The organism is Stenotrophomonas sp. ZAC14D1_NAIMI4_1 (genome assembly GCF_003086775.1).
Classification (GTDB): Bacteria; Pseudomonadota; Gammaproteobacteria; order Xanthomonadales; family Xanthomonadaceae; genus Stenotrophomonas.
The window spans coordinates 3,264,294-3,275,549 of record NZ_CP026001.1; the positions used below are offsets into that span (position 1 = coordinate 3,264,294).

Annotated in this window: 10 protein-coding genes; 6 read left to right on the plus strand and 4 right to left on the minus strand. The window is 68.4% G+C overall.

The window, feature by feature from the left end; translation table 11 throughout:
• Positions 1–9 precede the first annotated feature (9 nt).
• Positions 10–1,344: a dicarboxylate/amino acid:cation symporter gene (locus C1927_RS15070; RefSeq protein WP_079222671.1), complete on the minus strand. Its 1,335-nt coding sequence runs from the start codon at positions 1,342–1,344 to the stop codon at positions 10–12.
• A 153-nt stretch (positions 1,345–1,497) separates the two neighbouring features.
• On the opposite strand from C1927_RS15070, the gene C1927_RS15075 reads away from it, so the two are divergent.
• The 5 genes from C1927_RS15075 (at position 1,498) to C1927_RS15100 (ending at position 7,150) form a co-directional block, all read left to right on the plus strand.
• Positions 1,498–3,204 carry an alkaline phosphatase gene (locus tag C1927_RS15075; RefSeq protein WP_108747122.1) on the plus strand — a complete coding sequence of 569 codons (1,707 nt, stop codon included), beginning with the start codon at positions 1,498–1,500 and terminating at the stop codon, positions 3,202–3,204.
• A complete protein-coding gene (locus C1927_RS15080) occupies positions 3,201–3,746 on the plus strand; it encodes a WG repeat-containing protein (RefSeq protein ID WP_108747123.1) in 546 nt (181 codons plus the stop codon). The genes C1927_RS15075 and C1927_RS15080 overlap by 4 nt, the downstream gene beginning before the upstream one ends.
• A gap of 952 nt (positions 3,747–4,698) precedes the next feature.
• Complete coding sequence (gene tilS / locus C1927_RS15090) at positions 4,699–5,985, plus strand: tRNA lysidine(34) synthetase TilS (RefSeq protein ID WP_079222674.1); 1,287 nt, start codon at positions 4,699–4,701, stop codon at positions 5,983–5,985.
• A gap of 36 nt (positions 5,986–6,021) precedes the next feature.
• Positions 6,022–6,282, plus strand: coding sequence for an exodeoxyribonuclease VII small subunit (locus C1927_RS15095; RefSeq protein ID WP_006381978.1), 261 nt, complete (start codon positions 6,022–6,024; stop codon positions 6,280–6,282).
• Positions 6,272–7,150, plus strand: a complete 879-nt coding sequence (locus tag C1927_RS15100) for a farnesyl diphosphate synthase (protein ID WP_108747125.1) — start codon at positions 6,272–6,274, stop codon at positions 7,148–7,150. Before C1927_RS15095 ends, C1927_RS15100 begins: the two co-directional genes overlap by 11 nt.
• 92 nt (positions 7,151–7,242) lie before the next feature.
• On the opposite strand, the gene C1927_RS15105 is transcribed toward C1927_RS15100, so the two are convergent.
• The gene (locus C1927_RS15105; RefSeq protein ID WP_079222677.1) at positions 7,243–7,605 is read right to left on the minus strand and encodes a DUF4870 domain-containing protein; all 363 of its coding nucleotides are present in this window, start codon (positions 7,603–7,605) and stop codon (positions 7,243–7,245) included.
• Positions 7,606–7,692: 87 nt separating this feature from the next.
• Positions 7,693–9,060 (minus strand): metalloprotease PmbA, encoded by a 1,368-nt coding sequence (pmbA, locus tag C1927_RS15110; protein ID WP_079222678.1) that lies wholly within the window; start codon positions 9,058–9,060, stop codon positions 7,693–7,695.
• A 68-nt stretch (positions 9,061–9,128) separates the two neighbouring features.
• On the opposite strand from pmbA, the gene yjgA reads away from it, so the two are divergent.
• On the plus strand, positions 9,129–9,716 hold the full coding sequence (gene yjgA, locus C1927_RS15115; RefSeq protein WP_079222679.1) for a ribosome biogenesis factor YjgA: 588 nt from the start codon (positions 9,129–9,131) through the stop codon (positions 9,714–9,716).
• Positions 9,717–9,757: 41 nt separating this feature from the next.
• On the opposite strand, the gene tldD is transcribed toward yjgA, so the two are convergent.
• A complete protein-coding gene (gene tldD, locus C1927_RS15120) occupies positions 9,758–11,203 on the minus strand; it encodes a metalloprotease TldD (RefSeq protein WP_079222680.1) in 1,446 nt (481 codons plus the stop codon).
• Positions 11,204–11,256: the final 53 nt, after the last annotated feature.

The window sequence follows — 11,256 nt, forward strand, 5'->3', positions numbered from 1 at the left end:
AGTGCCGCTTCAGCTACGCGGCGGCGTCGGGTCGGGATCGTCCAGGCCGACATTGGTGGACGGGTTGTCGTACACCGCCTGGTCGAGCAGGCCGGTTTCCTTGGCCACCAGCACCGGCACCAGCATCTGGCCGGTCACGTTCGTCATCGTGCGCATCATGTCCAGGATGCGGTCGATCGCGTACAGGTAGCCGATGGTTTCCAGCGGCAGGTTGGCCGCACTCAGCACCACGGTGGCCATGATGACCGCCGTGCCCGGTACGCCGGCGGTGCCGAAGCTGCCCAGCACCGAAGCGATCAGCACCACCACGTACTGCTCGGGCGTCAGCGGCACGCCGCTGTACTGGGCGATGAACACCGCGCACAGCGCCGGGTAGATCGCACCACAGCCGTCCATCTTGATGCTTGCGCCCAGCGGCACCGCGAACGAACCGTAATCCTTGTTCACGCCCAGGTTGTGGGTGATCGAACGCAATGCCACCGGCATCGCGGCGAAGCTGGACGAGCTGACGAACGCCACCTGCATGCCCGGCGCCGCACCGCGGAAGAACTTCAGCGGATTCAGCCCGTGCGACAGCAGCAACGCGCTGTAGACCACCACGATGTGCAGCGCACAGGCCACGTACAGCGCCAGCACGAAATGGCCCAGCGGCAGCAGCTTCTCGAAGCCGTAGCTGCCGACCAGGCCGGCGATCAGGCCGAACGTACCGATCGGGGTGACTTCCAGCACGAAGCGGGTCACCTGGATCATGATGTCGCTCATCTGCCCGACCAGCTTGCGCGCTTCGGTCACCTTCTCGCCGAGCTTGACGATGGCGAAACCCACCAGGCCGGCGAAGAAGATCACAGGCAGGATCGAACCGCGGCCGGCGGCCAGCACGGTTTCGCCTGCGGCATTGACCTTGGTGCCGATGCCCGACAGCGCATAGAACACGTTGGACGGCACCACGTCCAGCAGCACCTGCACCACGCTGGGCACTTCGCGCGGCACGTAGTTGTTGGCCATCGACAGCTGCAGGCCACCGGCACCAGGCTGCAGCACGGTGCCCACGCCCAGGCCCACGCACACCGCCAGCGCGGCGGTGATGACGAACCACAGGAAGGTGCGGCCACTGAGCGCGGCGACCGACTTCTGGCCGTGCAGCGAGGAGATGGCGTTGATGACCGCGAAGAACACCAGCGGTACCGCGATCATCTTGATGAGGGTGACGTACAGTTCGCCGAGCGGGCCGAACCAGGTTTCAGCGGCCGGGCCAAGCGCCCAGCCCGCCAGCGCGCCGAGCACGAAGCCACCGACCACGCGCTGCCAGAATGGAATCCGCAGCCAGGCAGAGACCAGCTTCATAGGCAATCCAGGGGGGAAGGAAGGGATGCTGGCACGATAGCCCAAGCGGGCGGGCGGTACGACCGCCCCACCGGCAAACAGTGTGTCATCGGCGTGCATTGCAGGGTTGGGCATAATGAACGCCCCGTTACACTTTGTGAGATCCCAGCGTCCATGCGTCGTTCCGTCTCCCTGTTGGCCGCCTGCGCCACCACCCTGCTGCTGGGCGCCTGCGCCAGCACCACCCCCGCCTCCGCCCCGGCCGGCCTGAAGGTCGCCGTTGATCCCGTCGCCCACCCGGCCGGCGAGACCCCGCAGTGGTGGTACCGCAGCGGCGCCGCCCAGGCGGCCGCCAATGGCGCGATGTCCGGCAAGGCCAAGAACGTCATCCTGTTCCTGGGTGACGGCATGAGCCTGACCACCGTCGCTGCCTCGCGCATCTACGAAGGCCAGCAGAAGGGCGGTTCGGGCGAAGAGAACCTGCTGTCCTGGGAGCGCTTCCCGGCCACGGCGTTCAGCAAGACGTACAACACCGATTCACAGACGCCGGACTCGGCCGGCACCATGACCGCCATCACCACCGGCGTGAAGACCCACATGGGCGCGATCGGCGTCAGCGCCGGCAGCCGCAGCGACTGCGCCGACAGCCTGTCCAAGGGCCTGCTGACCTGGCTGCAGCTGGCCGACAGCGCCGGCCTGGCCACCGGCATCGTCTCCACCGCGCGCCTGACCCATGCCACCCCGGCGGCAACCTACGCGCACTCGCCCGAGCGCAACTGGGAAAACGACACCGACCTGACCGATGCGGCCAAGGCCGCTGGCTGCAAGGACATCGCCCAGCAGCTGCTGTCGACCTCGCGCTACGGCCGTGGCCCGCTGGTCGCCCTCGGCGGTGGCCGTGGCGAATTCACCACCGTGGAAGAGCGCGACCCCGAGTACGACGACAAGGTCGGCCAGCGCCTGGACGGCCGCAGCCTGGTGCAGGAATGGCAGCAGTCGCACCCGCAGGGTGCCTACGTCTGGAACAGCAGCCAGCTGGCAGCCGCAGCCACCGCACCGGCGATCCTCGGCCTGTTCGAGCCGGACCACATGCGTTACGAGTACGAGCGCCCGCAGGACCCGGCCGGTGAGCCGAGCCTGGCCGAGCTGACCGCTGCCGCGATCAAGAACCTGTCGCAGCACCAGGAAGGCTACGTGCTGATGATCGAAGGCGCGCGCATCGACCACGCCAACCACAGCGGCAATGCCTATCGTGCCCTCACCGAGACCGTGGCGCTGTCCGACGCGGTGCGCGTGGCCAACGAACTGACCTCGGCCGACGACACCCTGATCATCGTCACCGCCGACCACTCGCACACCCTCAACTTCGTCGGCTACCCGGCGCGTGGCAACCCGATCCTGGGCAAGGTGAAGGACAAGGGCGGCGAAGACGGTGCCGGCAAGCTGGACTACGCACTGGACGGCAACGGCCAGCCGTACACCACCCTGAGCTACGCCAACGGCCCGGGCCACACCGGCGCGACCAACCAGCAGCCGGCCGGCCCGAAGGTCTACCCGCACAACCCAAGCAGCTTCGAGCAGGCCAACGGCCGCCCGAACCTGCACGACGTGGACACGACGCACCCGGATTACATGCAGGAAGCGCTGGTGCCGATGAAGTCCGAATCGCACGGTGGCGAAGACGTGGGCATCTGGGCACGAGGCCCGGGCAGCAAGGCCATCCGTGGCACGCTGGAGCAGAACGCGATCTACCACATGATCGTGCAGGCCACCCCGGCCCTGCGCGAGCGCCTGTGCCAGGCCGGCACCTGCGATGACAAGGGCGTGCCGGTGCAGCTGCCGGCGCCGACCGCGTTCGAACGCAAGGGTGAGGCGCAGTGACGGCGCGGCCTTTGCGACCACTGCCTGCCGGCGGTCGCCTCGTGCGGTCGCTGGTGCTGTGCAGCCTGATGGCCAGCGGCGCGGCGCTGGCACAGGCACCGGACTGCAAGCTGCTGACCGATGAGCACGGCCTGCGGGCCCTGCCCGGCTGCGAGGTGGTCGGGCACACGCTGAAGATCAGTGCAGCGGCGCTGAAAGACCTGGATTACGACGACCACGGGCTGGCGGTGTTGTATGCCGACCAGGGCTTCCACTACGTGGACCGCACGGGCCGCAGCCTGCCGGTGCTGACCTGGGACAACGGCCCGGACACGCCGCAGGAAGGCCTGCTGCGCGGGCGCGTGGGCGATCGCGTGGGCTATTTCGACCTGCAGTTCCGCCAGGTGATTCCGGCGCTTTTCGATTTCGCGTGGCCGTTCAAGGATGGCGTGGCGGAGGTCTGCAACGGGTGCCGGCGCGGGACGCCGGATGGCGATGGGCATACGCCGATGGAAGGCGGCGAATGGTTCCGCATCGACCGCTCGGGCCGCCGGGTGAAGTAGGTTTTTCGGCAGGGCTGCGCCCTGCACCTGCTCAATGCAACGTCAACAGCCAAAGCCAGAGCCAAAGCGGCTCTGGCTTTCTACGTGTTGGGCGAGGCGGTATGGGCTTGCAGGACACGCCGTAAACCCATCCATGGGGGCTCGATGGCGCCATCCATGGCGCCAACGGTCCTGCAAGCCCATACCGCCCCACCCCCGACAGGTTCACGCGGCTGTTGGTCGGTGCCGACCGTTGGTCGGCACGTCTGTCAGATATCGAATGAATTCATCCACGCATGGCGTGGATCTACCGTGCAGACTCCGACAGTCTGTTGGTAGGTGTCGACCGTTGGTCGACACATCTGTCAGACACCGAATGAATTCATCCACGCATGGCGTGGATCTACTGGCAACGGCGGCTGTTGGTGGGTGCCGACCGTTGGTCGGCACATCTGTCAGATATCGAATGGATTCATCCACGCATGGCGTGGATCTACCGTGCAGACTCCGACAGGCTGTTGGTAGGTGTCGACCGTTGGTCGACACATCTGTCAGACACCGAATGAATTCATCCACGCATGGCGTGGATCTACTGGCAACGGCGGCTGTTGGTGGGTGCCGACCGTTGGTCGGCACATCTGTCAGATATCGAATGAATTCATCCACGCATGGCGTGGATCTACCGTGCCGACCAACGGTCGGCACCCACCATCAGCAGCGGGAATCGGCACCCACCAAAGCAGAACGCCGTTCCGACAGCTCGCCGGAAACTGTCGAAGGCGGGGTGGGTCCGGTTGAGGGGGCGTGAGCCGCATGGATGCGGCGACCGAGCTTACATGGACGTATTTACGGCGTCCCCCTCAACCGGACCCACCCCGCCATCCCACGGATAGCCCGCTGTTGCTGTTGCTGTCGCTTCGGCCTCGGCGGGTGCAGGGCGCAGCCCTGCCAGGCCCCCCTTATACTTCCCGCCGTGAGTACCTTCCCCACGCTCGTCACGCTGGAATCCCCCCTGCTGGTCGCCTACAGCGGCGGGCTGGATTCGACCGTGCTGCTGCACTGGCTGCAACGCAGCGCACTGGCCAGCGGCACGCCGCTGCGGGCGGTACACGTGCATCACGGCCTGCAGGCCAGCGCCGATGACTGGGTGCAGCACTGCCAGCAGCAGTGTGATGCCATGGGCATCGCGCTGGCCGTGCACCGCGTGCAGGTCGATACCGGCGCGGGCCTGGGCCTGGAAGCTGCGGCCCGCCAGGCGCGGCGCGCGGCGTTCGCCGCTGAACTGCGCGAGGGCGAAACGCTGGCCCTGGCCCAGCACCAGGATGACCAGGCCGAAACCTTCCTGCTGCGCGCACTGCGCGGCTCCGGCATCGATGGCCTGGCGGCGATGGCCGAAGACAGCCTCCTGCACGGCCACCGCCTGTGGCGGCCGCTGCTGCACACCGTGCGCAGCGCGCTGCGCGACTATGCCCATCGCCACGCCCTGCGCTGGATCGAAGACCCCAGCAACGGCGAGGACCATGCCGATCGCAACTTCCTGCGCCTGCACGTCCTCCCGTTGCTGCGCCAGCGCTGGCCGCATGCGGCCACGGCCCTGGCCGGCAGTGCCGCGCACTGCGCGCAGACCCGCACGTTGCTGGACGAGGAAGATGCGGAACTGATCGCCCACCTGGAAGTGGCACCACGCGTACTGTCACTGGAACTGCTGCGCCAGGTGTCACCGGCGCGCGGTGCCCGCGTGCTGCGTGCCTGGGTGCGCGCACATGGCGCCGCGCCGTTGCCGGCCACGGTGCTGCGGCAACTGCAGCAGGAACTGCTGGACGCGCCCAGCGATCGCCAGGCACAGGTGCGCTGGCAGGACCACGCCATCCAGCAATGGCGTGGCCACGCCTACCTGCTGCCGGCGCTGCTGCCCGCGCTGCCAGCGGGCTGGCAGGCCGCGTGGGATGGCCGCGCACCGCTCCCGCTGCCCGATGGCGGCCAGCTGCGCCTGCTGGGCTGCGAGGCGTTCGACCGGCCCCTGCAGGTGCGTGCGCGGCAGGGCGGCGAGCGCATCCTGCTGCCCGGCCGTACCCATTCACACGCGCTGAAGGACTGCCTGCAGCGCGAACACCTCGCGCCCTGGCGGCGCGCGCAGCTGCCACTGCTGTTCGACGGCGGGCAGCTGCTGGCCGCGGCCGACGTGGTCGTTTCCGCGCCGCTGCAGGCGTGGCTGCTGGCCCACGACGCACAGCTGCAGTGGCGCCCCGGCGGCTGGTGAATTGACCCCCGCGCGGCTGCCGTCCACACTTGTCGCATGGCCAAGAAGTCCCCCGAAAACGCCTCCCCCGTCGCCCAGTTCGAGCAGTCGCTTGAATCGCTGGAACAACTGGTGGAGCAGATGGAAACCGGCGAGCTGAGCCTGGAAGCTTCGCTCAGTGCTTACGAACGCGGCGTCGGTCTGTACCGCCAGTGCCAGCAGGCGCTGGAGCAGGCCGAACTGCGCGTGCGCCTGCTCAGCGATCCGGCCCAGCCCGAAACCGCAGAACCCTTCGATCCGCCCAGCCATGACGGCTGAAGCGCAGTTCGCACGCTGGCGCGACCGTATCGAAAGCCAGCTCGACGCCGCCCTGCCCTCGCCGGCCGATGCCCCGCAACGTCTGCACCAGGCGATGCGCTATTCGGTACTGGGCGGTGGCAAGCGCATGCGCCCGCTGCTGGTGTATGCCAGCGGCCAGCTGTTCGGCGCACCGCTGGACCAGCTCGATGCCGCCGCCATGGCGGTGGAAATGATCCACGCGTACTCGCTGGTGCATGACGACCTGCCGGCGATGGACGACGACGCGCTGCGTCGTGGCAAGCCCACCACCCACATCGCCTTCGACGAGGCCACTGCGATCCTCGCCGGCGATGCCCTGCAGGCACGCGCCTTCGGCCTGCTGGCCGATGCACCGCTGGCGGCCAGCCTGCGCGTGGCCTGCCTGCAGACCCTGGCCCACGCGTCCGGTGCGTCCGGCATGTGCGGCGGCCAGGCGCTGGATATCGATGCCACCGGCCAGCAGCAGTCGCTGGCCGCGCTCACCCGCATGCATGCACTGAAGACCGGTGCGCTGATCCGCGCGGCGGTTCGCATGGGCGCGCTGTGCGGCCACGCTCCCGAGGCGCAGCTGGCCCAGCTGGATGACTTCGCCGACGCGCTCGGCCTGGCCTTCCAGGTGCGTGACGACATCCTCGATGTCGAAGCCAGTTCCGAACAGCTCGGCAAGACCGCCGGCAAGGACCAGGCGCAGGACAAGAGCACCTTCCCGGCACTGCTGGGCATGGACGGTGCCAAGGCGCACCTGCGCGAGCTGGCTGCACGCATGCAGTCGGTGCTGGCCAGCCATGGCGAAGAGGCCGACGCACTGCGTGCGCTGGCGACCCTGGCGGTGGAACGGGATCATTGATCGCGCTCGCCGGGCGTGGCCCGGCGCTACCGGCGACGCACACAAAAACGCCCGGCACTGCCGGGCGTTTTCGCGTCCACGTGCGGCGGATCTTACTTGATCAGGCGCAGGGTGAACGGGTAACGATAGGTTTCGCCGTTGTTGGCCTTCACTGCAGCGATGATGCACAGGACCAGGTTGGCCACGTACACGATCGGCATCAGGATGGCGCCGATGATGACGAAGCTGAGGATCACGCAGACCAGCACGGCGATGGCAACGGTGATCTGGAAGTTCAGCGCTTCCTTGGACTGGTCGGTCACGAAGCCCTTGCCCGCATCATCCTTGTTGATGAGCCAGATGATCAGGGCGCCGATGAAACCGGTGAAGATGCCCAGCAGGTGCGCGGCCAGCGCCATGGTGCGCTGGTCGCTCGGCACGCTGGACGCGGCCGGCACGTTTTCGAAATCGCTCACGACAAAACTCCTTGTTTTTGGGTGGTCTTGACCGACCGGCAGCAGGCCGATCGCGTCAGGCGGCCATAGCTTACGCCATCAATGGCATCAATCATTACCGGCGATGGTCATCCGCCCGACCAGGATCGAGCCGGTACGGATGTGCGAGCGCGGGTCGACATCGCTGCCGACGGCCTCGATGGCGGTGAACATCTCCCGCAGGTTGCCGGCGATGGTGATGCCGTCAACCGGGTACTGGATCTCCCCGTTTTCCACCTTGAAGCCACCGGCGCCCCGCGAGTAATCGCCGGTCACCCCGTTCACGCCCTGCCCCATCAGCTCGGTCACCAGCAGGCCGTCGCCCATCTGCCGCGCGATCTCCTGCAGCGAACCGGCATTGGCTGCCAGCTGCAGGTTGTGCACGCCGCCGGCATTGGCGGTGGTCTGCAGGCCCAGCTTGCGCGCCGAATAGCTGCCCAGCACGTAGCGCTGCAGCACGCCATCGCGCACCAGGGCCGAGGCCCGGGTCGCCACGCCGTCGCCGTCGAAGGCGGCCGAGCGCAGGCCCCGGCGCAGGTGCGGCAGTTCCTCGATCTGCATCCAGTCCGGGAACAGCTGCTGGCCCACGCTGTCCAGCAGGAAGCTGGCCTGGCGGTACAGGGCACCACCGGACACCGCCGACAGCAGGTGGCCGACCAGGCTACGGGCCACTTCCGGGGAGAACAGCACCGGCATGCTGCCGGTCGGCAGCGAACGCGGCTGCAGCCGCGACACGGTGCGCTCGGCGGCGCGGCGGCCCACGCTGTCGGCCGCCTCCAGGTCCTGGCGGGCCAGGCCACCGGTGTACCAGCCGTCGCGCTGCATGCCATCGCCGCTGCCGGCGATCAGGGCGCAGCCGACCGAATGGTGGGTGCCTCGCTCACGACCGATGAAGCCGTGCGAATTGGCGTAGACCGAGACACTCTGCATGCTCGACACCGAGGCGCCGTCGGAATTGCTGATGCGCGCATCGGCCTCGCGGCCGGCTGCCTCGCAGGCCAGGGCCAGGTCCACCGCCTCGTCGGCCTGCAGCGCCCAGGGGTGCCAGCTGTCCAGGTCGGGGAAGTCGCGGGCCATCAGCGCGGCGTCGGCCAGGCCGGCGGCCGGGTCGTCCTCGGTATGGCGGGCGATCGCGCAGGCCTGTTCGACGGTGGCCGCCAGGCTCGCCTCGTTCAGGTCGGCGGTGCTGGCACTGCCCTTGCGCTGGCCGAAGTACACGGTCACGGCAATGCCGCGGTCGCGGGTGGACTGCACCGTCTCGACCTCGCCGAGACGGACGTTCACTTCCATCCCGCGGTCTTCGCTGCAGCTCACTTCGGCCTGGCTGGCGCCCAGCGCGCGGGCGCGCTCCAGCAGCTGCTGGGAAAGGTCGGCCAGGCGTTCCAGACGGGCCGGGCTGTCGTCGCCGACGGCCACTTCAGGGGCGATCACGTTCAATGCTTTATCCTGTGCGGGTTGGGCCCGGCATCACGCCGGGCGACTTTTTTTGAAATCAGGTAGGGACGATGCGCGGACGCGACGAAGAAACCGGTGAATTCCACGACAAGAGCCGCAGCCAGAACCGGCGCGACGCGCTCGATGTCCTGGCCTTGGGCGAGAAGCTGGTGTCGCTGACCCCGGCCCAGCTGGCGCGCCTGCCGGTGCCGGAAGACCTGCTGCCGCATATCGCCGAGTGCAAGCGGATCACCGCCCACATCGCCCACAAGCGGCAGCTGGCGTTCCTGGCCAAGCACATGCGCCGCGAAGAAGACGCCACGCTGGACGCGATCCGCGACGCGCTGGACGCCAACAGTGAAACCGGCCGCCGCGAAGTGGCGATGATGCACCGCGCCGAAGACTGGCGCGAGCGCCTGCTGAACGACGGCGACAAGGCGCTGGGCGCCCTGCTCGACGATTACCCGCAGGCCGACCGCCAGCAGCTGCGCACCCTGGTGCGCAACGCGCAGGCCGAGAAGGCGAAGAACAAGCCGCCGCGCGCCTACCGCGAGATCTTCCAGGTGCTGCGCACGCTGATGCTGCCGGCCGCGCTGGGCCTGAAGGCCACGGCCGATGAAGCCGACGACGTCGAGACCGACGAAGCCGACGAGGACTGAGTCCCCGCCGGCCCGGGCGGTGGCGCTGGCCATCGCCCGGCTCAGGCCTGGGTACCGCCGACAGTGATGCCTTCGATCAGCAGCGAGGGCTGGCCGACACCCACCGGGACACTCTGGCCGTCCTTGCCGCAGATACCGACACCCTCGTCCAGGGCCAGGTCGTTGCCGACCATGCGCACCTTCTGCATGGTTTCCGGGCCGTTGCCGATCAGGGTCGCACCCTTCACCGGCGCGGTGATCCGGCCATCCTCGATCAGGTAGGCCTCGGTGGCCGAGAACACGTACTTGCCACTGGTGATGTCGACCTGGCCGCCGCCGAAGTTGACCGCGTACAGGCCCTTCTTCACCGAACGGATCATTTCCTGCGGGTCGTGCTGGCCGGCACGCATGTAGGTGTTGGTCATGCGCGGCATGGTCAGGTGCGCGAACGACTCGCGACGGCCGTTGCCGGTGGGGGCCACGCCCATCAGGCGCGCGTTGAGGCTGTCCTGCATGTAGCCGACCAGGATGCCGTCCTCGATCAGCGTGGTGCACTGGCTCGGGTGGCCCTCGTCATCGATGTTGAGCGAACCGCGACGCCCGTCCAGGGTGCCGTCGTCGACGATGGTCACGCCCGGGGCGGCCACGCGCTCGCCGATGCGGCCGGCGTAGACGCTGGTGCCCTTGCGGTTGAAGTCGCCTTCCAGGCCATGGCCCACCGCTTCATGCAGCAGCACGCCGGGCCAGCCCGGGCCGAGCACCACCGGCATCACCCCGGCCGGTGCCGGGACGGCTTCCAGGTTCACCAGCGCCTGGCGCAGGGCCTCGCGGGCGAAGGCCTCGGGGCGGCCGTCGGCGAACAGTTCGGCATACCCATAGCGGCCACCGCCGCCGGCGTAGCCCGATTCACGGCGACCGTTCTGCTCGACGATCACCTGCACGTTCAGGCGCACCAGCGGGCGCACGTCGGCCCCCAGCACGCCGTCGGTGCGGGCCACCAGCACGGTATCCACGCCACCGGACAGGCTCACCATCACCTGCTTCACCCGCGGGTCGGCGGCGCGCAGGTAGCCGTCCAGGCGCTTGAGCACCTCGACCTTGGCCTCGTTGCCCAGGCTGTCGATCGGGTCCAGCGTCGGGTACAGCGCGCGCGCGTTGCCACGCAGCAGCGAACGCCCGGCCTGGGCGCCGCCTTCGCGGGAAATCGCGCGGGCCGACTGCGCAGCGGTCAGCAGCGCATCGGCATGGATGTCATCGGAATAGGCGAAGCCGGTCTTCTCGCCGGCGATGGCGCGCACGCCCACGCCCTGCTCGATCGAATGGGCGCCGTCCTTGACGATGCCGTCTTCCACGCTCCAGCTTTCACGCCGGGCATGCTGGAAATACAGGTCGCCGAAGTCCACGCCGGGGCCGAGCAGCTGGCCGAAGGTGCGCTCCAGGCCAGCGGTGTCCAGGCCGCCGGGGCGCAACAGGCGGTCCTGGGCAAGCGTCAGTGCGTTATCAGTCATGGTCTCGATCTGGGGGTCTGGAGGCGGCCAGGCAAGGCCGCCGGATGAACAGG